Origin of the sequence: Pseudomonas sp. TH34, from assembly GCF_016650865.1 — a bacterium.
GTDB classification, from domain to species: domain Bacteria; phylum Pseudomonadota; class Gammaproteobacteria; order Pseudomonadales; family Pseudomonadaceae; genus Aquipseudomonas; species Aquipseudomonas yamanorum.
The window spans coordinates 178181-201692 of the sequence record NZ_JAEKFB010000032.1; the positions used below are offsets into that span (position 1 = coordinate 178181).

Annotated in this window: 23 protein-coding genes; 7 read left to right on the top strand and 16 right to left on the bottom strand. The window is 61.6% G+C overall.

Annotated elements, in window-relative coordinates:
• Positions 1-3: 3 nt before the first annotated feature.
• The 3 genes from uvrC to JFU58_RS25055 all read right to left on the bottom strand — a co-directional run bounded on the left by uvrC (position 4) and on the right by JFU58_RS25055 (position 3002).
• A complete protein-coding gene (gene uvrC, locus JFU58_RS25045) occupies positions 4-1842 on the bottom strand; it encodes an excinuclease ABC subunit UvrC (RefSeq protein WP_032899474.1) in 1839 nt (612 codons plus the stop codon).
• Between the two features lies 1 nt (position 1843).
• A complete protein-coding gene (gene gacA, locus JFU58_RS25050) occupies positions 1844-2485 on the bottom strand; it encodes a response regulator transcription factor GacA (RefSeq protein ID WP_008436066.1) in 642 nt (213 codons plus the stop codon).
• A gap of 151 nt (positions 2486-2636) precedes the next feature.
• On the bottom strand, positions 2637-3002 hold the full coding sequence (locus JFU58_RS25055) for a helix-turn-helix domain-containing protein (RefSeq protein WP_023658724.1): 366 nt from the start codon (positions 3000-3002) through the stop codon (positions 2637-2639).
• Between the two features lie 81 nt (positions 3003-3083).
• On the opposite strand from JFU58_RS25055, the gene JFU58_RS25060 reads away from it, so the two are divergent.
• Positions 3084-3323, top strand: a complete 240-nt coding sequence (locus JFU58_RS25060) for a DNA-binding protein (protein ID WP_003208935.1) — start codon at positions 3084-3086, stop codon at positions 3321-3323.
• Positions 3324-3387: 64 nt separating this feature from the next.
• Here the strand turns inward: JFU58_RS25060 and JFU58_RS25065 are convergent, their stop codons facing one another.
• On the bottom strand, positions 3388-3822 hold the full coding sequence (locus JFU58_RS25065) for a GNAT family N-acetyltransferase (protein ID WP_063028968.1): 435 nt from the start codon (positions 3820-3822) through the stop codon (positions 3388-3390).
• A 13-nt stretch (positions 3823-3835) separates the two neighbouring features.
• Complete coding sequence (locus tag JFU58_RS25070; RefSeq protein ID WP_093210205.1) at positions 3836-4588, bottom strand: carbon-nitrogen hydrolase family protein; 753 nt, start codon at positions 4586-4588, stop codon at positions 3836-3838.
• A gap of 145 nt (positions 4589-4733) precedes the next feature.
• On the opposite strand from JFU58_RS25070, the gene JFU58_RS32440 reads away from it, so the two are divergent.
• Both JFU58_RS32440 and JFU58_RS25075 read left to right on the top strand, forming a co-directional pair.
• Complete coding sequence (locus tag JFU58_RS32440; RefSeq protein WP_017475425.1) at positions 4734-4868, top strand: hypothetical protein; 135 nt, start codon at positions 4734-4736, stop codon at positions 4866-4868.
• A 338-nt stretch (positions 4869-5206) separates the two neighbouring features.
• Positions 5207-6283: a 3-deoxy-7-phosphoheptulonate synthase gene (locus JFU58_RS25075; RefSeq protein WP_093208468.1), complete on the top strand. Its 1077-nt coding sequence runs from the start codon at positions 5207-5209 to the stop codon at positions 6281-6283.
• A gap of 122 nt (positions 6284-6405) precedes the next feature.
• Here JFU58_RS25075 and JFU58_RS25080 read toward each other — a convergent pair whose 3' ends face one another.
• The 11 genes from JFU58_RS25080 to JFU58_RS25130 form a co-directional block, all read right to left on the bottom strand.
• Positions 6406-7107 (bottom strand): NAD(P)H-dependent oxidoreductase, encoded by a 702-nt coding sequence (locus JFU58_RS25080; protein ID WP_201142653.1) that lies wholly within the window; start codon positions 7105-7107, stop codon positions 6406-6408.
• Between the two features lie 9 nt (positions 7108-7116).
• The gene (locus JFU58_RS25085) at positions 7117-8736 is read right to left on the bottom strand and encodes an ABC transporter ATP-binding protein (RefSeq protein WP_093208458.1); all 1620 of its coding nucleotides are present in this window, start codon (positions 8734-8736) and stop codon (positions 7117-7119) included.
• 2 nt (positions 8737-8738) lie between these two features.
• Complete coding sequence (locus tag JFU58_RS25090) at positions 8739-9566, bottom strand: ABC transporter permease (protein ID WP_003208948.1); 828 nt, start codon at positions 9564-9566, stop codon at positions 8739-8741.
• A gap of 3 nt (positions 9567-9569) precedes the next feature.
• On the bottom strand, positions 9570-10529 hold the full coding sequence (locus JFU58_RS25095) for an ABC transporter permease (RefSeq protein WP_010173705.1): 960 nt from the start codon (positions 10527-10529) through the stop codon (positions 9570-9572).
• Between the two features lie 165 nt (positions 10530-10694).
• Complete coding sequence (locus tag JFU58_RS25100) at positions 10695-12281, bottom strand: ABC transporter substrate-binding protein (RefSeq protein WP_201142654.1); 1587 nt, start codon at positions 12279-12281, stop codon at positions 10695-10697.
• Between the two features lie 12 nt (positions 12282-12293).
• Positions 12294-13904: a 5-guanidino-2-oxopentanoate decarboxylase gene (locus JFU58_RS25105; RefSeq protein ID WP_063028956.1), complete on the bottom strand. Its 1611-nt coding sequence runs from the start codon at positions 13902-13904 to the stop codon at positions 12294-12296.
• Positions 13905-13915: 11 nt separating this feature from the next.
• On the bottom strand, positions 13916-16015 hold the full coding sequence (locus JFU58_RS25110; RefSeq protein WP_201142655.1) for an acetate--CoA ligase family protein: 2100 nt from the start codon (positions 16013-16015) through the stop codon (positions 13916-13918).
• 18 nt (positions 16016-16033) lie between these two features.
• On the bottom strand, positions 16034-17194 hold the full coding sequence (locus tag JFU58_RS25115; RefSeq protein WP_017475434.1) for an acyl-CoA dehydrogenase family protein: 1161 nt from the start codon (positions 17192-17194) through the stop codon (positions 16034-16036).
• Positions 17195-17236: 42 nt separating this feature from the next.
• Complete coding sequence (locus JFU58_RS25120) at positions 17237-18028, bottom strand: enoyl-CoA hydratase/isomerase family protein (protein ID WP_201142656.1); 792 nt, start codon at positions 18026-18028, stop codon at positions 17237-17239.
• 154 nt (positions 18029-18182) lie between these two features.
• Positions 18183-18821 carry a TetR family transcriptional regulator C-terminal domain-containing protein gene (locus JFU58_RS25125; RefSeq protein ID WP_063028948.1) on the bottom strand — a complete coding sequence of 213 codons (639 nt, stop codon included), beginning with the start codon at positions 18819-18821 and terminating at the stop codon, positions 18183-18185.
• Between the two features lie 41 nt (positions 18822-18862).
• On the bottom strand, positions 18863-19621 hold the full coding sequence (locus tag JFU58_RS25130) for a class II aldolase/adducin family protein (RefSeq protein WP_063028946.1): 759 nt from the start codon (positions 19619-19621) through the stop codon (positions 18863-18865).
• 131 nt (positions 19622-19752) lie between these two features.
• Here JFU58_RS25130 and JFU58_RS25135 point away from each other — a divergent pair, with 131 nt between their 5' ends.
• The 4 genes from JFU58_RS25135 to JFU58_RS25150 all read left to right on the top strand — a co-directional run bounded on the left by JFU58_RS25135 (position 19753) and on the right by JFU58_RS25150 (position 23417).
• Positions 19753-21708, top strand: coding sequence for an oxidoreductase (locus JFU58_RS25135; RefSeq protein ID WP_201142657.1), 1956 nt, complete (start codon positions 19753-19755; stop codon positions 21706-21708).
• Positions 21684-22274 (top strand): cupin domain-containing protein, encoded by a 591-nt coding sequence (locus JFU58_RS25140; RefSeq protein WP_172834608.1) that lies wholly within the window; start codon positions 21684-21686, stop codon positions 22272-22274. The genes JFU58_RS25135 and JFU58_RS25140 overlap by 25 nt, the downstream gene beginning before the upstream one ends.
• Positions 22275-22395: 121 nt before the next feature.
• A complete protein-coding gene (locus tag JFU58_RS25145; RefSeq protein WP_063028939.1) occupies positions 22396-22602 on the top strand; it encodes a hypothetical protein in 207 nt (68 codons plus the stop codon).
• Entirely contained in the window at positions 22590-23417 is an 828-nt protein-coding gene (locus JFU58_RS25150; protein ID WP_063028937.1) for a hypothetical protein, read from the top strand. Before JFU58_RS25145 ends, JFU58_RS25150 begins: the two co-directional genes overlap by 13 nt.
• The last annotated feature ends 95 nt before the right edge of the window (positions 23418-23512 follow it).

Genomic DNA, 23512 nt, shown 5'->3' on the forward strand with positions numbered 1-23512 from the left:
ATTCTACTCGCTGTGCAGATTTGCATAAATCAACTCTGCGAGCTTTTTACTGATACCGGGAGCTTTGGCTATTTCTTCGATGCTGGCACGGGACAGCTCCTGCAAGCCACCAAAATGTTTTAACAAGTCCCGCCGCCGCGTTGGCCCGACCCCCGCCACCCCTTCCAGGGTTGAGGTACGCCGGGTCTTGCCACGTCGGGCGCGGTGGCCGGTGATGGCGAAACGGTGGGCTTCGTCGCGGATCTGCTGGATAAGATGCAGCGCCGGGGAGTCGCCCTTCAAAGTGAACTCATGGGCGGCATCATTCAAGTACAAGGTTTCAAAACCGGCCTTGCGGGTGGCCCCCTTGGCCACGCCGAGCAGGATCAGGTCGGGCACCGCCAGTTCATTGAGCACGTCGCGGGCCATGGACAGCTGGCCCTTGCCACCGTCCACCAACAGGATGTCCGGCAGCTTGCCCTCGCCGTCCTTCAGTTTGCTGAAGCGGCGGGTCAGGGCCTGGTGCATGGCGGCGTAGTCATCGCCCGGGGTGACGCCTTCGATGTTGTAGCGCCGGTAGTCGGACTTGATCGGTCCTTCTGGCCCGAACACCACGCAGGAGGCCACGGTGGCCTCACCGCTGGAATGGCTGATGTCGTAGCACTCGAGGCGCTGGGGCGGCTCGTCAAGGTTGAGGACTTCGGCCAAAGCGTCAAACCGTGCGGCGACGTGCTGCCGGTTGGCCAGGCGTGCGCCCAGGGCCTGTTCGGCATTAGTCACGGCCAGTTGCTGCCAGCGGGCCCGGGTGCCGCGTACGCGGTGGCTGATGTCCAGCTCGCGGCCGCGCAATTCGTGAATCGCTTCGATCAGCGCCGGGAAGTCCTCGTGCACCACGTTGACGATCAGTTCACTCGGCAGGTCGCGCTCGGGGCTGCTGACGTAGTACTGGCCAAGGAACGCCGCCATGACTTCGGCGACCTCCTCTTCTATACCGGTCTGGGGGAAGAAGTTCTTGCTGCCCAGTACCCGGCCGCCGCGCACGCTGATCAGGTGCACACAGGCGCCGCCCGGGTTGACGAAGGCCGCGATGACGTCGACGTCACCGGTGCCGCCCTCCATGCTCTGCTGGTCCTGCACGCGGCGCAGCAGGGAGATCTGGTCGCGCAGTTCGGCGGCGCGCTCGAAATCCAGGGTGCTGGCCGCTTGCTCCATGGCGCCGGACAGTTCATCGGCCAGGGCGTTGCTGCGGCCTTCGAGGAACATCACCGAATGGCGCACGTCCTCAGCGTATTCCGCAGGCTCAACCAGACCTACACATGGCGCCTTGCAGCGCTTGATCTGGTACTGCAGGCATGGGCGGTTGCGGTTCTTGTAGAAACTGTCTTCGCACTGGCGCACGAAAAACGCCTTTTGCAACAGGCTCAGGCTTTCGCGGATGGCGCCGGCGCTGGGGTAAGGCCCGAAGTACTTGCCCTTCTGCTTCTTGGCACCGCGATGGATGCTCAGGCGTGGGAAGTCGCCGTCCGAGAGAAACACGTACGGGTAGGACTTATCGTCACGCAGCAGGATGTTGTAGGGCGGCCGCCATTCCTTGATCAGCGTCTGCTCAAGGAGCAGCGCCTCGGTTTCATTGGCGGTGATGGTGGTTTCCACCTGGGCGATACGCGCCACCAGTGCCGCCGTCTTCGTTGCCAGGCCGGTCTTGCGGAAGTAACTCGCCAGGCGGCTCTTCAGGTTCTTGGCTTTACCGACGTAGAGCAGGCGCGCTTCGCTGTCGAACATGCGATACACGCCGGGACGGCCACTGCAGGTTGCAAGGAACGCACTCGGATCGAATTGGACCTTTATTTCAGGAGCTGTCATTTCAGGCGCTGGCATCTACCATACCGTGGCGTACCGCCAGCAGGGTCAATTCAACATCACTGCTGATGGAAAGCTTTTCGAAAATCCGATAACGGTAGGTGTTCACGGTTTTCGGCGACAGGCACAGCTTGTCGGAGATCGACTGGACTTTTTGACAGCCGACAATCATCAGGGCGATCTGGATTTCCCGCTCCGACAGCGCATCGAACGGCGAGTCGCTGGTGGGCTGGAACGACTTGATCGCCAGCTGCTGGGCAATCTGCGGGCTGATGTAGCGTTGGCCGGCAAATACCAGGCGAATGGCCTGGACCATTTCCGCCAATCCCGCGCCTTTTGTCAGATAGCCAGCCGCGCCCGCTTGTAGCAGCCGTGTAGGAAAAGGATCTTCCTCACACACGGTCACTACCACGACTTTGATATCCGGATGGCTGCGCAACAACTTTGTAGTGGCGCCAAGACCGCCGATCCCAGGCATCTTGACGTCCATCAAAACCACATCGGGCTTCAACTCCCGGGCCTTGATCAGGGATTCCTCCCCTGACTCGGCCTGGCCGACTACTTGCAGGCCATCGATGTCAGCCAGCATTCGTGTAATGCCTGTACGAACGAGATCATGGTCATCGACTACTAGCACCCTAATCAAGCAGACACCTCGCGATATGGTCTTATAGGTTGCTGAACACCTTAGCAAAAAACCACGGCGCAGACCTAGCTGCAAGCGTCATATATATAGAGTTTCAATGCACAACGGGCCGCCGCCGAGTGGCGGGCGGCTCAATTTCCTGGGTAAAAGGTCAGGAATCCGGGGCCGATGACCGGTTTTTTCCATTGGTGGAGAGTGAATGCTCGGCCAGGGTAGAAGTCAGGCGATGGATTGCATCCTGGTCTTCCTTGAACATCGCACGGTAGTTGCCCAGCACTTTTTCTTCGATTTGGCTCAGATTTTCCAGTTGGGTCGGCGTCGGCGTGCCGGTCAACACGTACAGGATATCGACACCTTTTTCTGCCACCCGGGACAAGTAATCGGCCTTGGGCGCACGGCCGCCATTTTCGTATTTCCCCTGTGCGTTAGCTTCTACACCTCCTATTTCACCAAAAGTTTTCTGCGACAGGCCAAGTCGCTCTCTTTCTTGCCTTAACCGGAAACCGATTCCACTCATTTGGATGTATGATCCTATTTGGCACACCCCAAGAGGTGACACACTCATCTCGTTTTACACAAACTTGAACGGTTTTGAACTATGCCCGGTATTCGCACTGCTGCACAAGCCAAGGCTTGGCTGGAACATCAAGGTAAGTCTGTTCAAGCGTTCGCCCGGGAACATGGCGTGGACCCGGCAACCACTTATCAAGTGCTCGCTGGGCGCAAAAAGGGACGGCGGGGAGAAGCCCACAAGGTCGCGGTCCTGTTAGGCATGAAGGACGGGATCATCCCGGTTGAGGACGAAACCGTAAGGCAAGATCAGGAAGTCATTTCTTGAAGTCAGTATGCGCTTATTAAAACCAAGTGCCTGTTTTCCCAAAATTGGCAGTACTCACACCTGATCACGGCCGGCAATTGCGCTCCATGCGCCAGAAGCAATCCTCCGCATCTACGATTTCCAGGCCCTTGCGTTGATACAGCCGTCGCGCCGGGTTGGTCTTGAAAACGGTCAACCGTAAAAGACCCAGCCCTTCCGCGCGCGCCTTGTACACCATCTGCTCGATAACCCAGCCGCCAGCCCCTTGATGACGAAACGCCTCAAGGATGTGCAATTCGCGGATATACAACGCTTTGGGGTCACGACTCAGACTGATGAAACCCAGCACCTGGGTATCGCGACAGATCAACCAGTTTTCCCGACCCGCCCAGGCGGTATCGAACCCGGCATCGGACCAGGACAAGTCGTATTGGCGATAATAGTTGCCCATGGCCTGATGGGTCAGGGTTCGGGCGAAGGCCAGGTGCTGGCTGGTTGCAGCCTGTAGTTGAAACGCCATGTGCCTGCGCCTCCTAAATCGCCACCTGTTCCCCGCGCCATTGGCCAGCGCTGCTGCGACGTGCAATCACCAACGAATCGCCCACACCAGGGGCGGCTGCGATCAAAGTGCCGTCAGCGCCCCAAATCGCACTGCGTCCGGCGCAGGTCCAGCCACCGGTCGGGCCACCGTGATTGGCCATCAGCACCAGCATTTGGTGCTCGGCGGCGTAGCCTTGTAGCAACGTCGTATCGGGAGCGTAGCCGCCTTCGCTGATCAGCACACCCGCAACGTAGATATTCGCCCCGGCTTCGGCTGCCTGCCGTGGGTGGCTGGGGTGGGAGAAGTCTGCACATACCGCCAGGGCAATCCGGTCGTTACCCCATTCAAGGGCGGCCCCGCCCTGCCCTGCAGCAAAGGCCGCTTCTTCACCGGGATGCAGATGCTGCTTGGTATAGACCGCCACCGAACCATCCGGCCCCAGCACCAGCGCGCCGATCAACACCTCACTGCCGGCCCCCAGGCGAATCGGCATGCCCACCACGGCGGTGATGCGCAACTCACGGGCCATCTCCCGCAGCGGCGTCAATACTTCATCGTCAGGCGCAATCGCCAATCCGGCGGCCAACGCTGGTTCGTACCCCGTCAGCGACAGTTCCGGAAACACCAGCAATTGCACACCATGCTCTGCCGCCGTGCGCATGAATGCCAAGTGACGCGCGATATTTCCGGGCACGTCGCCGGCAATGGAGATGGATTGGGCAGCAGCAATCGTGAAGGCAATCATGGTCGCATCCAGGCAATCATCGTGAAGTCCGTGCAGCATATCGACACTTGGGTCATAGCCGTAAGTACCCACACTCAATAGAAATTACTGATTGAATCCACCCGCTCGCCTCAGTTAAGCTCCCACCATCATTTGGAGACACACCATGTTGCAACTCACCCACATTCAGGTTTGCCCTGCTGCCAGCGCCCAGCGCTCGGTCGTGGCTGCCCGTGTGAGCGGTTTGAGCGCACTGGTCAGCTTTTATTTTGGGTATTGGTTTAGCCACTGGCGCGCCTGATACCTGAAATCGGCGCCCACTACTCAAGGGGTCGCCTACCAGAGAAATCTAACCCCCGGTCGGCTCCCCGACCGGGGGTTTTGTTTTTTCAGCCCTTATTATTTTTGCCACACACCGAACACTTAAAGGACTCACGACATGAACTACGCCACCTATTACCGCTACGACACCTCCACCGCCTGGCGATTTAGCAAGCTCCGTTCGGGACAGCCTGCCGCCTCCGATCGGTCACCTATTGGTGGCAAGCCAACACTCGTAGCCAATACGGCCAATTGTCGAACACCCCAGTAGGGCAGAGCGTGCGGGAACAGCCCGCTGCTTGCCCAGGAAGCCCGAATATGAACTCCTCGATCGCCGCTCTGCCTGTTTCTACCCTGTCCTGCGCCAATGAAGCGCTGACCCAGCGTTTGCCCAGTGCCCTTGAGCTCAAGCACCAACTGCCCCTGAGCCCATTCCTCAACGAACAGATCCACGCCCATCGCCAAGCCGTGCGCGCCATTCTCAAGGGCGAAGACTCTCGCCTGCTGGTGATTGTCGGTCCGTGCTCGATCCACGACCCGGAATCGGCCATGGAATACGCGCGCAACCTGAAAAAACTGGCCCATGAAGTCAGTGACCAGATGCTGCTGGTGATCCGCGCCTACGTCGAAAAACCCCGCACCACCATCGGTTGGAAAGGCCTGGCCTACGACCCGCACCTGGATGGCAGCGACGACATGGCCGCAGGCCTGACCCTGTCCCGGGAACTGATGCGTGAAATGCTGCGCCTGGGCCTGCCGGTCGCCACCGAGCTGCTGCAACCGATGGCTGCCGGCTACTTCGATGACCTGCTGAGCTGGGTCGCCATTGGCGCGCGCACCACCGAATCGCAGATCCACCGCGAAATGGCCAGCGGCCTCGGCATGCCCGTGGGCTTCAAGAACGGCACCGACGGCGGCGTCGCCATCGCCTGTGACGCTATGCGCTCCGCCGCGCACCCGCACCGCCACTTCGGCGTCGACAGCCAGGGCCATCCGGCGATCATCCAGACCCCGGGCAACCCCGATACCCATCTGGTATTGCGCGGCGGCCACCGTGGGCCGAACTACGATCGTCAGAGCGTGGCCCAGGTACACGCCGACCTGGCCAAGAGCAAAGTCGCGCCGCGGATCATGGTCGACTGCAGCCACGCCAACAGCGGCAAAGACCCGCTGCGCCAACCGGCAGTGTTCAACGACGTGCTGGAGCAGCGCTTGCAGGGCGACACGTCGCTGATCGGCATGATGATCGAAAGCCACCTGTTCGAAGGCTGTCAGCCGTTGAGCCCGTCGATGAAATACGGCGTGTCGATCACCGACGGCTGCCTGGGCTGGGACGGCACGGAGCAGTTGCTGCGCAGCGCTGCCGAGCGGCTGCGGGCACACAATCCCGCCTGACAATGAAGATCAAATGTGGGAGCTGGCTTGCCTGCGATGGCGGTGTATCAGTTACCTGACAGGCTGACTGATGCACCGCCATCGCGGGCAAGCCCGGCTCCCACACTGGTTCTTCACTGAGTTCAGGCTAGTGGATAAAGAGCCTCATCAAACTGCGCCAACTTCGGAAACACCAACGGCTGGTCATCCGCCAACCCTTCCAATCGCTGCTGGTAACGGTGCAGAAAATCCTGCCGAGCCTCGGCGCTGATATACGGCACATGCCACGCCACAAACGGCTTGAGCACTTCAAATCCGACATACGCCAGCGTGCCACGCAGAATCGGCCGCAGCATGTCCTCCAACGGCCCATGAATCGCCCCCTCGCCAAACATATGCTCGCGTCCGCCGAGGGTCACCGTGACCAGCGCTTTCTTGCCCGCCAGCCCGCCCTGATCATAAAACCGCTTGCCGCCGTAACACACGCCCGACACCAGCACCCGGTCAATCCAGCCCTTGAGCATCGCGGGCGCCGAGAACCAGAAGATCGGGAAGTTGAGGATCAGCAGATCAGCCCACAGCAGCTTGTCCAACTCCTGCTGGATATCCGCCGCGATGGATTGGCTTTTCACCCCCAGGCGCTGCTCCAGGGCATACACCAGGTAGTCGGGGTTCTCCCGGGAGGTGAAGTCCGAGGCGCTGGCTACGGGATTCCAGTTCATCGCGTACAAATCACTGACCTGCACCTCATGCCCCTGCGCTTGCAGGGTGGCGATGGCCTGGTCACGCAAGGCCGCGGTAAACGACTGCGGCTCGGGATGGGCATGGACAATCAACACCTTCATAAAAACTCCTCAAGAAGTTAGGGCGGCCCGTTCGGCCAGCAAATGGTCGAGCCAGTCGGGGTCCATTTCCGGCTCCGATGAAAACAGCAGGCCGGTGTAGTCCTGATACGGCGGGGTGAAGATCGCGCTGCGGCTGCCCTGGTCCACCACCCTGCCCCGCTGCATCACCACCACTTCGTCGGCAATGGCGCGCACCGTGGCCACGTCATGGGTGATAAACAGGTAGGCCACGCCCAACTGCTGCTGAATTCGATTGAGCAGTTTCAGCACGCCCTCGGCGACCAACTGATCCAGGGCCGAGGTCACTTCGTCGCAGATGATCAGTTGTGGGTCGGCCGCCAGGGCGCGAGCGATGCAGATCCGTTGCTTCTGGCCGCCGGACAGTTCTCGGGGCTGACGCTCCATGAACGTGGCCGGGTCCAGCTCGATCATCTCCAGCAACTCGGCGACCCGGGCGCGCATGGCCTTGCCCTTGAGGCCGAGGTAGAAGGTCAGCGGCCGGCCGATGATGTCGACGATGCGCTGGCGCGGGTTCAACGCGGTATCGGGGATCTGGTAGATCATCTGGATCCGTCGCAACTGCTCCTTGCTGCGCCGACGAAAGTCCGCCGGCAACGCTTCACCGTCATACAGCACCTGCCCCGCCGTAGCCGGCAGCAACCCGGTAATCAAGCGTGCGGTGGAGCTTTTGCCGCTGCCGGACTCACCGATCACCGCCAACGTCTGGCCGCGATGCAAGCTCATCGACACGTCATGCAGCACCGGCTGATGCCCGTAGCTGGCGCACACCTGACGCACTTCCAGCAACGGCACCTGCTGCTGCGGACAGGCCTTGGGTTCGGTGCGAAAGCTGCGCACCGCCCACAGGGATTTGGTGTAGTCCTGCTGCGGGGCGCTGAGCATGGTGCGGGTCTCGGCCTCCTCCACCAGCTTGCCGTGGCGCAGCACCATGATGCGGTCGGCCATCTGTGCGACCACCGCCAGGTCATGGCTGATATACAGTGCGGCGCTGCCGAAGGTTTTTACTGCATCGCGAATCGCCGCCAGCACTTCGATCTGGGTGGTGACGTCGAGGGCGGTGGTAGGTTCGTCGAAGATGATCAGGTCGGGGTGGCAGGCCATCGCCATGGCGGTCATCACCCGTTGCAGTTGCCCGCCGGACACCTGATGCGGATACCGTTGACCGATGGTTTCCGGATTGGGCAGGCGCAGCACGCGGTACAACTCCACCGCATCCCGTTCAGCCTGGGCGCGACTGATACCGCCATTGATCACGGCGGTTTCCACATGCTGGTCAATCAGCCGGTGGGCCGGGTTGAACGACGCGGCGGCGCTCTGCGCAACGTAGGCAATCCGCAGTCCTCGAAGCTTGCGCAAGGCTTCGGGTTTGGCCTGCAGCAGCTGAATGCCGTCAAAGCACACCGAGCCACCGGTGATGCGGCAACCGTCGCGGGCAAAGCCCATGGCCGCCAGGCCCAGGGTTGATTTACCCGCGCCAGACTCACCAATCAACCCCAACACCTCGCCCCGCTGCAAGGTCAAATCGATGCCCTTGATCAACGGATGCCAGGCGTCTTCGTAATGCCCTTCAATCTGCAGGTTGCGGATTTCCAGCAATGGCTTGTCCATCCTCAACACTCCTTCAGGCCGCTGGATTTATGCAGCATCCAGTCGACGACAAAATTCACGCTGACGGTGATCAACGCCACTGCCAGCGCCGGCAGCAACGGGCTGATATCGCCGAAGGTAATCAGCACCGCATTGTCGCGGACCATGCTGCCCCAATCGGCGGTGGGCGGTTGAATGCCCAGGCCAAGGAACGACAGCGCGCTGATAAACAAAAACACGAAGCAAAAGCGCAGGCCGAATTCGGCAATCAACGGCGCGGCCGCGTTGGGCAGCACTTCGCGGGTGACCAGCCACCAGAGCCCTTCCCCGCGCAGCCGCGCGGCTTCGACAAAATCCTGCACCACCACGGTCATCGCCACGGCCCGGGACAGGCGAAACACCCGGGTGGAATCCAGCAGTGCAATCACCAGCACCAGCGAGGTGGCATTGGTGCCCACTACGCTGAGAATCAGCAAGGCGAAGATCAGTTGCGGGATCGCCATCAGGATGTCCACCACCCGCGACAACCCTTGATCGACCCAGCCGCCCTTGATCGCCGCAATCAAGCCGCTCAAGCCACCCAGTAAAAACGCCAGCACCGTCGTCAAAAAAGCGATGCCCAGGGTGTTGCGCGCGCCATACACCAGGCGGCTGAACATATCCCGCCCGAGGTTATCGGTGCCCAGCAGGAACTGGCCGCTCCAGGGTGCAAACCCGTCGCCCACCACCTGGGTTTCCCCATAGGGCGCGAGCACCGGTGCAAACAGCGCCACCAGCACGTACAGCACGATGACCAGCAGGCCGAACTTCGCGCTCAATGGCGCCCGGGCCAGTTGTGTGAGAAGGCTCATGGTCTACCCCTTGGGATGCATCAGGCGTGGGTTGGTGGCGATGGACAGCACATCGGCGCCGGTATTTAGCAGGATGTAGGTGGCAGCAAAGATCAGGCTGCACGCCTGCACCACCGGGATATCGCGCTTGGACACCGAGTCCACCAGCAACTGGCCGAGACCCGGGTAGACAAACACCACCTCCACCACCACTACGCCCACCACCAGATACGCGAGGTTGAGCGCGATCACGTTGACGATCGGCGCCAGGGCATTGGGCAACGCGTGGCGCCAGATAATCCGCGACTGGCTGATGCCCTTGAGCCGGGCCATTTCGATATACGGGCTGGCCAGCAGGTTGATCAGCGAGGCGCGGGTCATGCGCATCATCTGCGCAATCACCACCAGGCTCAGGGTGGCCACCGGCAGCACCGAACGCTCGAGGATGGTGCCGAATGAGGCGTCCGGCGCCAGGTTGGACAGGCTGGGAAACCAGCCCAGCTTGACCGAAAACACCAGGATCAGCAGGTAGGCGACGAAGAACTCCGGGAACGACACCGCGCTCAGGGCCGAGGTGTTGAGCAGGCGGTCGAACCAGCTATTGCGGTACAGCGCGGCAAGCATGCCCAGCACCAGCGCCAGGGGCACCGAAACCAGCGCGGCCAATGCCGCCAGGCGCAAGGTGTTGCCCAGGCGTGCGCCGATCAGTTCGGCGATGGGCCGCTGGTTGGCCAGGGACGCGCCGAGGTCGCCGTGCAGCAGGCGCAGCAGCCATTGCACGAAGCGGCTCAGGGGCGGCAGGTCCAGTCCCAACTGCGCCCGAAACGCCGCCACGGTTTCCGGCGTAGCGGACTGGCCGAGCATGGCCTGGGCGATATCGCCGGGCAGCATGCCGACCGCCAGGAAGATGATCACCGAGACGGCGAACAACGACAGCAGGCCAAGGGCGAGGCGTTGGAGTACCAGTTTGAATAGGCTATTCATGTTCGGTTCTCATGAGTTGGGCATGTGCTCGAAGGCGACACAGGACCAATGTGGGAGCGGGCTTGCTCGCGAAAGCGGTGTATCAGCCAATACAGATAGAGACTGATCCACCGCATTCGCGAGCAAGCCCGCTCCCACATTTGATTGGTGGCGTTTCTGAAATCTTCACGCCTGCCACCACCGCTCGATCAGCCGCAACCCATCCAGTTCCCCATACGGCGCCGTCAGCGGTCCATGGCTGATGCGGTTCGAGCGGGCCGCCACGGAGCTGGCGAACAACGGCACAATCGCCCCGCCGTCGTCCCGGCACAGGCCCTGCATTTCGTTGTACATCTCCTGGCGCAGCGGCGCGTTCATCTCGCCTCGTGCTGCGTTGAGCAACTGGTTGAAGCGGTCGTTATCCCAATGGGTTTCGTTCCACGCCGCGCCCTTGGCGTATCCGATGCTGAACATGCGGTCGGCGGTCAGGCTGCTGTACCAGAACGAGGTGGTGAATGGCTGCTTCATCCAGATGTTGGAAAAGTACCCGTCCGCCGGCTCGCGCACCACGTCGATATCAATCCCGGCCTGGCGTGCCTGTTCCTTGAACAGCACCGAGGCGTCCACTGCGCCGGTGTAGGCGGCATCGGAAGCTTGCAGGCGCACCTTCAGCGACTCGACACCGGCCTTGCGCAGGTAGAAGCGCGACTTGTCCGGATCGTAGGTACGCTGCTCGAGGGCAGCGTTGATAAAACGGCTGCCGGGCTGGATCGGATGGTCGTTGCCCACCAGGCCATAGCCATGCAGCACCGAGGCCAGCAGGGTTTCGCGGTTGATCGCATGCTTCATCGCCATGCGGATGTCGTTGTTCTTGAACTCGTTGCTGTCGCAGAGCATCGGGAAGGTGTAGTGCTGGGCGCCTTTGGTTTCTTCGATGACCAGCGTGGGATTGCGCTTGAGCAAGGCCACGGTTTTCAGGTCGACCTTGTTGATCACGTCCACTTGCCCGGTGACCAGCGCATTGACCCGCGCTGCGCCGTCGGCAATCGCCAGCAGCTCGGCGCTGGCGAAGTGTGCCCTGCCCGGCTTCCAGTAATCAGGGTTGCGCTCCAGGTCCATGCGAACGCCGGGCTCGAAACTTTTCAGGCGATAGCCGCTGGTGCCGATCCCGGCCTGCCAGTCGGCGGCACCGTCCTTGGCGGGCATGATCACCAGGTGGTAATCGGCGACCACATAGGCGAAATCGGCATTGCCCGAATGCAGTTCGAATACCACCGCATCGCTGCCCTTGGCGCTGACACTGGCCACATCGCCGATTACCGTTTTGGCCGCCGACGTGGAGTTGGCTGCCAGGTGATGGTTGATCGAGGCCACCACATCGTCAGCGGTCAGGCTTTTGCCGTTATGGAAGGTCACGCCCTGGCGCAGCTTGAAGGTCCAGATGCGCGCGTCGGGCGTCGACTCAAAGCTCTCGGCCAATTCGGGGATGGCGCTGCCGTCCACCGCGATTTCCGTGAGGGTGTTGTACACCGCCGAAAAGCCGACGAAGGTGAAGGTGTCGACCCAGGAGCCTGGGTCGCGGGAGTCGGTGGTGCTGCCGCCGGCCAGCCCCATGCGCAGCACACCGCCCGCCTTGGGCGTGGCCTCTTCGGCGAAGGCCTGCAGCGGCAGGCCTATGGAAAACGCGGCGGCCACGGCACCGGCTACGGCGCTGTGTTTGAGGAAATCCCGTCGGTGCATCGCTTGAGTCATTTTGTTGTTGTTTTCGCTCATGGTGTTGCTCCTCTAAAGGTTCACACAGGCATGCTTCAACTCGATCAAGGTCACGCCGTTGCGCTTGAAGCCGTTACGCAAATCCGTCTGCAGCTCATCCAGGTTCTGCGGCTCGCTGACCGTGCAGCCGAACGCCCGCGCCAGGGCGGCGAAGTCCGGGTTGCGCGGCAGTACGCCGATGGGTTCGATGTCCAGGTTCAGCATGTCGTCGCGAATCTGCCCCAGGGCGTCGTTGTTCCACAGCAACACCACCAGCGGGCTGTCCAGTTCTTCCACCGCTGTGGCCAGTTCCTGGGCGGTGTAGAGAAAGCCGCCGTCGCCCACCAGCACCAGGCCGGGCCGCTCCGGCGCGCCGAACTTGGCGCCGATACCGGCCGGCAGGCCGTAGCCCAAGGTGCCGTAGCCGGTGGGATGCAGCCAACTGCGGGTGGCATTGCTGGGGAAGGTGTAGTTACCGGTGTAGGCCAGTTGGGTCATGTCACTGCTGATGAAGGCATTGGTGGGCAACTCGGCGGCGACGCGGTCGAGAATCGCCTGGTGAATCCGTTGCAACGGACCATGGCCGCTGCTGACTGCCTGGCGTAACGTCGCGACCGCAGCGGTGGCGGCATCCACGTTGCGCGGCGTGGCTGGCAAGCGTTCCAGCAAAGCCAGCGTCGTTTGCCGGGCATCACCGTGCAACGCGACGGCGCAAGGATAGAAATCGTTGAACTTGCGCGGGTCGATATCCACTCGCAGCAGCTCGCCGTTAATCGGCAGGCGCTCACGCCAAAAATCCGTATCGGCCATTTCTGTACCGATGGCCAACACCACGTCCGCCTCGGCGATGAGCTGCCAGCCGGGCTCGACGCACAAGGTCGAACCGGCATTCAGCGGATGCGCCACTGGCAACAAGCCCTTGCCGGCAACACTGCTGAAAAACGGCGCCGCCAACTGCGTACTCAAGCGCTGCAAGGCATCGGCGGCCAACAGTGCGCCGCCACCGGCAATCATCATCGGACGCTTGGCCACAGCCAGTTTCGCCACGGCCTGATCGAGGCTTTCCGCCGATGGCAGACCTCGCCCGGGACGGCGCACCACCTCATTGCTCCAGTCCCGTTTGATCGGTGCCGACAGCACATTCAGTGGCACCGAAATATGCACCGGCCGTGGCCGTTCACTGTCGAACACCGCGTAGGCCCGCGCGATCAACTCCGGCAAATCCTCGGCGCTCAACGCCACCGCCGAAAACGCGGTGATGGGCGCGGTCATCGCGCGCTGGTCCTGGGTTTCATGCAGGCAACCCCAGCCCTTGCCGAGGCTGGCGGTGTGGTTGACGCTGGAAATCACCAGCAGCGGAATCGAGTCGGCGTACGCCTGGCCGATCGCCGTGGCGGCATTGGTCACCCCTGGCCCGGTGATGATGAAACACACGCCTGGCTTGCCGCTGACCCGCGCATAACCGTCGGCCATAAAGCCGGCGCCCTGCTCGTGGCGAGTCAGCACATGCCGAATGCCACTGCCGGGTAAGCCGCGATACAACTCCAGCGTGTGCACGCCGGGAATCCCGAATACGGTGTCGACGCCATAGTTGGCCAGCAATCGCACCAGGGCCTGGCCGCCCGTCAAGGTTTTGCTTTGCATTGTCATCTCCTTCACACCTGGGCGAGACGGATCAATGCATCGACCGCCGTGGCGCCCCGGGCATTGACCAGCAATGGGTTTACATCGAGTTCCAGCAACTGCCCGGCGTTGGCGCAGGCGTAGTCGGCCACCGCACGAATCGCCGCCACCAGCGCCTCCATGTCGGCCACTTCCCGCCCGCGAAAGCCTTGCAGCAATGCGGCGCTGCGCAGGCTGAGCAAGGCATTGCGGATCGCATCGTCGGTGGTCGGCAGCAACAGGCTGCGACTGTCCTTAAGCAATTCCACCAGGATTCCACCGGCACCGATCACCAGTGCCAGGCCGAAATCGTTTTCGCGTTTGATGCCCACAATCAGCTCGGCCAACGGCGGCGTGGCCATGGATTCCAGTAGCAGGTGATCGAACGGTACACCCGGCGCGTAGGCAGCAATCCGCTCACGCATATGGGCCAGGGCCGCAGTCAAGGCGAAGCCGTCCCTCAGGTTGAGCGCCACAGCGCCCGCCTCGGTTTTATGCGGGAGGTCGGCACTGACTGCCTTGAGTACCAGCGGATAGCCCAGCACTTTGGCATCGGCGATGGCCCGCGCTGGCGTGCTCAAGACACCGGCCGGCGTGGTCAGGCCGAAAGCACGCAACGCCTGCTTGGAATCCCACTCGTTAAGCGACTGTCCGAGTGCTTCCAGCGCTTGCGGGCACAGCGGCACCAGTACCGATTCGCCACGGGCCAACAGCGCCCGGCGATTGTTTTGGTAGTCGGCAATCCGGCCCCAGGCCGCCAGCGCGTCTTCCACGCCCTGCAACGCCGCAACACCTTGTGCATGCAGGCGCTCGCGAGCGTGAGCCGGCAACAATTCGGGGAATGCCGAGGTGACAAAGCCGGTCTTGCCATGGCGAGTCAGCGCACTGCAAAACAGCTCCAGCAGCAGGTCGCATTCCTTGCGCTCACCGGTAAATTCCGCCGGGTAGTCGAGCACCAGCATCGCCGCATCCGCTTCGGTGCGCAGTGCCGTATCGAGCATGGTATTGAGGGCTTCGCTGTTGCCCCAGATGGCCGTGGTGAAATCCAGCGGGTTGACCAGGTTGGCGTAGCTCGGCAGTACCTGCGCCAGTTCCGAACGCTGGCCCTCATCGAGTTTGGGCAGGCTTAAATCGTTGCGCTCGGCGTAGTCGGCAATCAACCCGGCATCACCACCGGAACAGGCCAGGGCGATCAGGCTGTTGCCCGCCGGCAAGTTACCGCAGGCCGCAGCTTTCAGGGTTTCGACAAAACTCACCGGGCCACTGACCCGGATCACGCCCAGGCGCGCAAACAGGCTGTCGTACAACGCGTCTGAACCCGACAACGAACTGGTATGACTCAAGGCCAACTCGGCGCCGATCTGCGACACGCCGGTTTTCAGGGCGATGATCGGAATGCCTTTTTCCAGGGCCTTATGGGCCGCACGGGCGAATCCCGGCACATTCTTCAAGCCTTCCAGGTGCAAGCCGATGGCCGTGACGCGCGGCTCGTCGAGCAGCACATCCATCAACTCGGCAACCCCCAATTGTGCCTGGTTGCCCACCGACGCCATATAGGCCACCGGCAGCGAACGGTCGCTCATGGACAGGTTGTAGGCAAAGTTGCCGCTCTGGGTCAGCACCGCAACGCCCTTCTCTACCGGCTTGCCGCCATGGGCCACCGGCCACAATGCCGAGCTGTGCAGGTAATCCAGCAGGCCATAGCAATTGGGGCCCAGCAGCGCCATCTCGCCAGCCGCCTCGAGCAGTTGTTGCTGCAAGGCCTGGCCCTCGGCGCCGGTTTCGGCAAACCCGGAGGCGTAGCAGATGGCGCCACCGGTACCTATGGCCGCCAGTTCGGCGACACAGGTCAGGGTCAGCTCGCGATTGGTAGCGATAAACACCGCGTCCGGACCGCACGGCAAATCGGCCACGCGACGCACGCAGGGAACGCCATCAAGGCTGTCATGTTGCGGGTTGACCAGCCACATCTGGCCGTCAAAACCACCTTCGGCGCAGCGCTTGAGGGCACGGGCCATGCTGCGCCCACCGACAAACGCCAGGTGACGGGGCGCCAGCAGGCGCTTGAGATTGTCGCGAATAGCCTGGGACATAAGCGTTCTCCCACCCGATCAGCGCAACAGCGGCCGCAAGAGCTCGCGGGCAATAATGTGGCGCTGGATTTCCGAAGTGCCTTCCCAGATCCGTTCGATCCGCGCGTTGCGCCAGATGCGCTCCACCGGCCCTTCGTCCATCAAGCCCATGCCGCCGTAAATCTGCACGGCCTCATCAGCGACCTTGCCCAGCACCTCGCTGGCAAACAGCTTGGCCATGCCGGCCTCGCCGTCGGTCATGGTGCCCTGGTCCATTTTCCAGGCAGTGTTCAGGGTCAGCAGTTCGGCCGCGCGGATTTGCGTGGCCATGTCGGCGAGCTTGAACGAGATGCCTTGATAGGTGCCGATGGGCTGGCCGAACTGTTTGCGGTCGGCCGCCCATTGCAGGGACACGTCCAGCGCACGCTGGGCCTGGCCAACGCAGTTGGCGGCCACCATCACGCGGCCTGCGGTCAGCCAGGCGTTGGCGACCTCCCAGCCTTTGCCGACTTCGCCGAGGACTTTTGAGGCTGGCACGCGGCAGTCGTCGAAGAACATTTCATAGGTGTGGTAGCCGCGGTTGCTGACGCACTTGGGACCTCGGCGAATGGTCATGCCCGGCGTGCCACGGTCCACCAGGAACGAGGTCACGGCGTTGCGTTGGCGACCGTTGTGTTCGTAGGTGTCGGTAACGGCAAACACGATGGCGAAATCCGCGTGGCCGGCGTGGCTGATGAAGTGCTTGCTGCCATTGAGCACAAAGTCATCACCGCTGCGCACGGCGCGGGTCTTGATCGCATTGGCGTCGGAACCGGCCCCCGGTTCGGTCAGGGCAAAGCAATCGATCTTCTTGCCCTGCACGCACGGCAACAGGTACTCGCCAATCTGCGCGCCGGTGCAGGCCATGAGGATTTTCGAGGGCCGGGCGACAAACACATGCAGCGCCCAGGAGACCTTCGACAACTCCCGTTCGATCAACGCCTGGGACAGGTAATCCAGGCCGCCACCGCCGACCTCTTCCGGCATGTTGAAGGCATAGAACCCGGCGGCAATCGCCTTGTCCCGGATCTGCGCGGCGAGCTCCGGCGAGACTTCATCGGCGCGGTCCACCGCCTCCTCGTGGGGCAACAATTCCTTGGCAACAAAACTGCGTACCGCGTCCACCAACATGTCTTGTTCTTGGCTGGGCTGGAAATTCATGGCGCTACCTGTCGATCGTTCGAGGGGTGTTTTGAGGAGGAATCAGTTGCCGGAGAAGTTCGGTGGGCGCTTTTCCATCGAGGCGCGCAGGGCTTCAGCACCGTCGGCGCTGCGTCCACACAGCAAACCGGCGGCGAGTTCCGCCTGAAGCTGCTCGGGCAGGCTGCGCCCGGCGCCTTCGCGGATCAGGGTTTTGGTCTGGGCAAACGCAAAGGTCGGGCCGTTGGCCAGGCGCGTGGCCAGGTCGGCGACGTGGACGTGCAGTTGCTCGTCGGCAACGACTTCGCCCACCAGCCCGGCGGCCAGGGCGCGGTCGGCGCTCCACAATTCATCGAGGAACAGCAGGCGCTTGGCTTGCTCGCTGCCGATCAGGCGCGGCAGATGCCAGCTGGCACCGGCGTCCGGCGAGTAGGCCATGCTGGTGTAGCCAGCCTTGAAACGTGCCGATTGCGCGGCTACACGCAGGTCGCAGCACAGGGTCAGGTCCATGCCGGCGCCGACGGCCGTGCCGTTGATGGCGGCAACGGTGGGTTTGTCGAGGGTGTGCAGGCGGGTCATCAGGGCGTGGGCGGTTTCGGTCCAGCCGTAGGTTTCGAGGGCGCCACGGGCTTCGGCGTCGGCCCATTCAGCCAAGTCAGCACCGGCGCAGAAGCTGCGACCAGTGCCGGTCAACACCACCACACGTAAGGCCGGGTCGCTGTTGAAACCGTCCAGCAATGCATGCAGGTGCTTGAGGGTCGGGATGTCCAAGGCGTTGCGCTGGGCGCCGCGATTAAGGGTGATCCAGGCAACGCCTGCTTGCACTTGAGTGAGCACGGACGGATCTGTAGTCATGGAATCCTCGAATTATTTTAATTGGCTTGAGGGGTGCGACATGGGGCGATACTAAACGAGTGTTCAGTAAGGAGGCAATCGGGTAACTGCAAATATTTTTCGAGGGGAAAATGCCGGTCCGGACATTGCGTCCAGGCGGCGCGGAATCGTCAGTTCAGGGTTTGATCTGGAAGCGTTTGCGGCCGCCGGACTGCAAGCCATCGACCCAGGCTTCGCAGATCTGGATGCCCTGTTCCGGGGTGAAGGTACCGGGATTGAGCCCCGATTCCAGCCACAGGCCATCGAGCAAGGCGCTCAAAGCGATGGCTGCCAAATCGGCGTCGAACTGCTTCCAACCCTCCTCCTCGGCCATGTCCACCAAAGCCGAGCGCATGATGGTGCGGTACTCGCCATAGGAATGTTCGTGGGCCTGGTTGATCGCCGGGGCCGTCTTGACCGCGCCCCAGAACACCAGCCAGGCATCCAGCAGTTGCGGGTCCAGCAACTCGGGGGAAAACGAGCCGTGAAAGAACGCCGACAGCCGCTCCCGCGGGCTGGGCGGCGCCTTGGCCATGGCGTCACGCAGCAAGTCCATGACTTGCCGGGTGATAGACCGATAGGCCTCGGCCACCAGCTCATCCTTGCCCGAATAGTGATGACTGATCAGCCCCACCGACACCCCGGCCTCGGCGCTGATCTTGCGGATCGACGCGCCCTGGAAGCCGTCGCGCTTGAGGCACACCAGTGTGGCCTGGACCAGATTGGCCTTGCGCAACTCCGGTTCCATACGGGAGAAACGGGATTCCTGGGTCATGAGGCGGTGTCCTTGGGTAGAGTCGGCTGGACGACTCTACCTCACTCCCGGAAACCCGGCGACACCCGATCCAGCAACCGCAGTAATGCCGCCCACGCCAGCTGCATGGCGTCCAGGTCTGCCAGCTCGCCCTCTTCCAATGAGCGGCCAGGCTCATTGAACTGCCGCTCGGTGTATTCACACACGTCTGCAGGCGGCAGGATCAGCTTGCCGCACGCCTGGGCGGCGATCTGGATATCGCAGGCCTTCTCCAGGTAGTACATGCGCAGGAAGGCCTGGCTGACCGTCTCCCCCACCGTCAACAAACCATGGTTGCGCAGCATCAACACCGGTTTGTCGCCGAGGTCGCGCACCAGTCGCTGCTGCTCGTCCATGTCCAGCGCCACGCCTTCGTAGTCGTGGTAGGCAACCTTGCCGTAGAACTCCATGGAAATCTGGTTGACCGGCAACAGCCCGCATTCCAGCGCCGCCACCGCACACCCGGCGCGGGTGTGAGTGTGCAGCACGCACTGGGCGTCTTCGCGGGCGCCGTGAATCGCGCTGTGAATCACAAACCCCGCCGGGTTGACGCCATGGGTCGAAGCCTCGACCGCGCGCCCGTCCAGGCCGATCTTCACCAGGCTGGACGCCGTGATCTCCTCGAACATCAGCCCATAGGGGTTGATCAAAAAGTGATGCTCGGGCCCGGGAATACGCACCGAGATATGGGTGAAGATCAGGTCGCTCATGCGAAAGTGCGCGATCAGCCGGTAGCAGGCAGCAAGCTCTTCACGCAGCTGTCGTTCGGTGGCCCCAGTCATTTTTATTCTCCAGGCGGGTGGTTGATGTGGCTGACGCTAATCCAGTCGCCAGTAAAAAAACAAGTTGATTTTTTACTGAGGCTGACCTCCTATAGAAAAATAATAACAACAGCGCCTAGAGTATCCGCACCATGTCGCCCCATGCCTTTCCGCATCTTTTTGAACCGTTGACGCTGCGCGGCAAACGCCTGAAAAACCGCATCATGTCCAGCGGGCACGACACCTCGATGCCCACTGACAACCGGGTCAACGAGCAGTTGATCGCCTACCACCGGGCACGTGCCGAAGGCGGTGTCGGGCTGATTGTGTTGCAGGTGGCCGGCGTGCATGACAGCGCCCGCTACACCTCCCATGTGCTGATGGCCACGGATGACAGCTGCATCGACGGCTACCGCCAACTGGCTGAAACCTGCCATGCCCACGGCACCGTGGTGCTGTCGCAGATTTTCCACCCGGGACGGGAAATCATGGAGTCGGCGGATGGCTTGCTGGCGGTGGCTTACTCGGCGTCAGGGGTGCCCAACGAGCGGTTCCGGGTGATGCCGCGCGCCCTTGACCAGTTGATGATTGACGAGATTGTGGCCGGCTACGGCGCGGCGGCGAGGCGCCTACATCAGGCGGGGATTGACGGCGTGGAAGTGGTCGCCAGCCATGGGTATCTGCCGGCGCAATTTCTCAACCCGCGAGTGAACCGCCGCACCGATGGCTACAACGGCGAGCTTGAACAACGCCTGCGTTTCCTGCGGGAAATCATCGCCGCAGTACGGGCAGAAACCGACGAACAGTTCATCATCGGCCTGCGTATTTCAGCCGATGAGCGCGACCCCGAAGGCCTGACGGAAGATGACTCCCTGGCGGCCGTGCAACAGCTGCAATCACAGCTGGATTATGTGCACATCGTCGCCGGCACCTCGGCTTCCCTCGGTGGCGCGATCCATATCGTGCCGCCCATGGCTATTGCTCCGGCTTACCTGGCGACAGAAGCCGCAACGTTCAAGGCCAGCCTGTCGATTCCGCTGTTCGTCACCGGGCGCATCAACCAGCCCCACGAGGCCGAGCTGATGCTGCAGCGCGGCCAGGCCGATGTATGCGGCATGACCCGCGCGTTGATCTGCGACCCGCGAATGCCGGCCAAAACCTCAAGCGGCCATGCCGAAGATGTACGGGCATGCATCGCCTGCAATCAGGCCTGCATCGGCCACTTCCACAAAGGCTTGCCGATCTCCTGCATCCAGTACCCCGAGACCGGCCGCGAATTGCAGTTTGGCCAGTTGCAACCGGCATTGCGACGCAAGCGGATTATGGTCGTCGGCGGCGGTCCGGCAGGGATGAAAGCCGCGGCCGTGGCAGCGCAGCGCGGCCATGAGGTGACCTTGTATGAAGCCAGCGCTCAACTGGGCGGCCAGGTGCTCCTCGCACAGTTACTGCCACGGCGCAGCGAGTTTGGCGGCGCCAGTACCAACCTGCAGCGCGAGATGGAACTGGCCGGGGTTCGCGTGGTGCGCAATACCCGCGTCGACCGTGCTTTGGTGGAGCGCGAACAACCCGAGCTGGTGATCGTCGCCACCGGCGCCGAACCCTACTGGCCGGCCTTCGAACGCGGCGGCGAGCTACAGGTGGTGGACGCTTGGCAAGTGCTGCGCGACGAGGTCCCGCTGGGCCGTTCGGTGGTCGTGGTGGACTGGCGTTGCGACTGGATCGGCCCGGGCATCGCCGAGCGCCTCACACGCGCCGGCCATCAGGTGCAGCTGGCGGTGAACGGCACCCATTGCGGGGAAAACCTGCCGTTGTACGTGCGGGATCAACTGGCCGGTGAACTGCACCGGCTGGGCATTCCCATCATCCCTTACGCTCGTTTGTATGGCTGCGACGACACCACCGTCTACCTGCAACACACCGCCAGCGGCGAGCCGATGCTGCTGGAAAATATCGACACCCTGGTGTTGTGCCAGGGTCACCAGCCGGTGGACACTCTGGGCGCAGAACTGGAAGGCCTGGTGGCGTTCAGGCGCATCGGCGATTGCCTGGCGCCGCGTACCGCCGAAGAGGCGATTTATGAAGGATTGAAGGTAGCGTGGGACATTTGAACGACCAACCGCCACAGCTGTTTCTCGGCACCCGCATCCGTGGCTTGCGCAAGGCCCGGGGCATGACCCTCACGACCCTGGCCGAGCTGAGTGAACTGACCGCCGGCTACATCAGCCAGCTGGAAAGAAACCTCGCCTACCCGTCGATCCCGGCCCTGTTCAACATCGCCCGCAGCCTGGGGGTGACGATCCAGTGGTTTTTTGCCAGCGAGACCACGCCAGCCGCGGAGGATGAAGGGTTTGTGGTGCGCAGGAACAATCGCCAGAGCATTCACTATGAGGACGGGATCGTCGACCAGTTGCTGACGCCCCTGCCCAATCATCAATTGGAGATGCTGCACTCGCGCTTTCCACCGGGCACCTATAGCCAGCAGAGCTATAGCCATGAGGGTGAAGAGGCGGGTTATGTGTTGAGCGGAACGTTTGAGTTATGGGTGGGCGAGCGGCATTTTCAGCTGGCTGAAGGGGACAGTTTCAGCTTCTCCAGCAGTGAGCCCCATCGGTATGGCAACCCCGGGAAGGTGGATGCGGTGGTGATTTGGGTGATTACGCCGCCGACGTTTTAGACCGTTGGTGTGAATGGAGACGTTTCCTACGGGAACTGGCGACGCTGGCACGCCGGCCATCAATGGCGGGGGTCAAGGCCGCTTGCTATAAAAACGACTACATCTTTTCGAGGTCGTCGCCATGTTTGGATTGTATTCGTTGTTTGCCGGTAAGCCGACTCAGGATGACTTGGATACGGTGGAAGCCATCAAGTCGAAAAGAACCATGAGGATTGAGGGAGAATGGGGTATTTCAGTCTCCGCCGAAGAAGTCATGGAATCCGAGGCCTACAAAGAAGCAATTCGCCAAGTCCGCAAAATGGAGGCCAATGATTCATGGGCCTGCTGATCATTTTTCCGTTACTGGTCAGCGGTTATCTGGTGTGTATCAAGCATCCTTATTACTACTGCCGGCTGCATCGTTTTGAAGGGCAGTTACTCTATCTACAGGTTGCGCGACTGGGACTGGTTTGCCTGGTCGTCGCCAGCCTGACAAGTGCCTTGATTCTGGCATTGTCCCAACAGGCGGTTTACGTCGCAGGCCGTGGGGTTGCAACAGACTATGGCCGCTATCTCGGCGCCTTATTGGTACAACTCGATATTGCCAACGAAAAGAATGCCGCACTTTGGGTTTTCTGGCTGCAGACCGGCTTGACCACCCTGGTCATTCCTTCTCTCTGGGCAAGACTTTATGTCAACGCGAAGAAAAAAGAGCTGAAGTTGAAATCCGATGAACAACTGAACTGCCGGCTCGCCCTGAACATCCTTGAAGGCACACCTTTCAAATACCTGCTCAGAGAATCCATCCAGAAGTACACGCCTTGCATGTTCAGCTTGAACGATCGAAAGGTGTACGTAGGCATTGTCGTATTCGTTGGCATGCCCACCGAGTCAGAAGGAATGGACCATGCATTTACTCTTCTCCCCCTGCTTAGCGGCTACCGTGACAAGGACACACTGGAAGTCACCCTGAGCACACGTTATTCAGATAGCAGCCACCCAGCCCCCATCATGCTGATCCAGGAAAACGTAGTCTCTGTCACTCGCTTCGATTTCACCACCTGGAACACTTCACACGCTCGAAAGAACCGCCCACCTCAACAGGAGCCGTTCTTCAATCACCGCTCCATCCGTACGACAAAAGCCTCAAGCGCCTGCGCCTGAGGTTTTAAAATAAGCCAGAGGCTGCGCTTCGGGTTTCAGTGCACACAAAAACGCAACACTGAACTGCACCGATTGTGATGGCCGCGCCACATCGG

What these genes read in the sequence shown, in the direction of transcription:
- JFU58_RS25150 (WP_063028937.1), top strand. Translation starts at nt 22,590, where the DNA reads ATGGGCCTGCTGATCATTTTTCCGTTACTGGTCAGCGGTTATCTGGTG.
- JFU58_RS25070 (WP_093210205.1), bottom strand. Translation starts at nt 4,588, where the DNA reads ATGATTGCCTTCACGATTGCTGCTGCCCAATCCATCTCCATTGCCGGC.
- JFU58_RS25100 (WP_201142654.1), bottom strand. Translation starts at nt 12,281, where the DNA reads ATGAGCGAAAACAACAACAAAATGACTCAAGCGATGCACCGACGGGAT.
- JFU58_RS25135 (WP_201142657.1), top strand. Translation starts at nt 19,753, where the DNA reads ATGTCGCCCCATGCCTTTCCGCATCTTTTTGAACCGTTGACGCTGCGC.
- JFU58_RS25115 (WP_017475434.1), bottom strand. Translation starts at nt 17,194, where the DNA reads ATGAATTTCCAGCCCAGCCAAGAACAAGACATGTTGGTGGACGCGGTA.
- JFU58_RS25085 (WP_093208458.1), bottom strand. Translation starts at nt 8,736, where the DNA reads ATGGACAAGCCATTGCTGGAAATCCGCAACCTGCAGATTGAAGGGCAT.
- JFU58_RS25125 (WP_063028948.1), bottom strand. Translation starts at nt 18,821, where the DNA reads ATGACCCAGGAATCCCGTTTCTCCCGTATGGAACCGGAGTTGCGCAAG.
- JFU58_RS25090 (WP_003208948.1), bottom strand. Translation starts at nt 9,566, where the DNA reads ATGAGCCTTCTCACACAACTGGCCCGGGCGCCATTGAGCGCGAAGTTC.
- JFU58_RS25130 (WP_063028946.1), bottom strand. Translation starts at nt 19,621, where the DNA reads ATGACTGGGGCCACCGAACGACAGCTGCGTGAAGAGCTTGCTGCCTGC.
- JFU58_RS25080 (WP_201142653.1), bottom strand. Translation starts at nt 7,107, where the DNA reads ATGAAGGTGTTGATTGTCCATGCCCATCCCGAGCCGCAGTCGTTTACC.
- JFU58_RS32440 (WP_017475425.1), top strand. Translation starts at nt 4,734, where the DNA reads ATGTTGCAACTCACCCACATTCAGGTTTGCCCTGCTGCCAGCGCCCAG.
- JFU58_RS25095 (WP_010173705.1), bottom strand. Translation starts at nt 10,529, where the DNA reads ATGAATAGCCTATTCAAACTGGTACTCCAACGCCTCGCCCTTGGCCTG.
- JFU58_RS25065 (WP_063028968.1), bottom strand. Translation starts at nt 3,822, where the DNA reads ATGGCGTTTCAACTACAGGCTGCAACCAGCCAGCACCTGGCCTTCGCC.
- uvrC (WP_032899474.1), bottom strand. Translation starts at nt 1,842, where the DNA reads ATGACAGCTCCTGAAATAAAGGTCCAATTCGATCCGAGTGCGTTCCTT.
- JFU58_RS25105 (WP_063028956.1), bottom strand. Translation starts at nt 13,904, where the DNA reads ATGCAAAGCAAAACCTTGACGGGCGGCCAGGCCCTGGTGCGATTGCTG.
- JFU58_RS25110 (WP_201142655.1), bottom strand. Translation starts at nt 16,015, where the DNA reads ATGTCCCAGGCTATTCGCGACAATCTCAAGCGCCTGCTGGCGCCCCGT.
- JFU58_RS25075 (WP_093208468.1), top strand. Translation starts at nt 5,207, where the DNA reads ATGAACTCCTCGATCGCCGCTCTGCCTGTTTCTACCCTGTCCTGCGCC.
- JFU58_RS25120 (WP_201142656.1), bottom strand. Translation starts at nt 18,028, where the DNA reads ATGACTACAGATCCGTCCGTGCTCACTCAAGTGCAAGCAGGCGTTGCC.
- JFU58_RS25060 (WP_003208935.1), top strand. Translation starts at nt 3,084, where the DNA reads ATGCCCGGTATTCGCACTGCTGCACAAGCCAAGGCTTGGCTGGAACAT.
- JFU58_RS25055 (WP_023658724.1), bottom strand. Translation starts at nt 3,002, where the DNA reads ATGAGTGGAATCGGTTTCCGGTTAAGGCAAGAAAGAGAGCGACTTGGC.
- JFU58_RS25145 (WP_063028939.1), top strand. Translation starts at nt 22,396, where the DNA reads ATGTTTGGATTGTATTCGTTGTTTGCCGGTAAGCCGACTCAGGATGAC.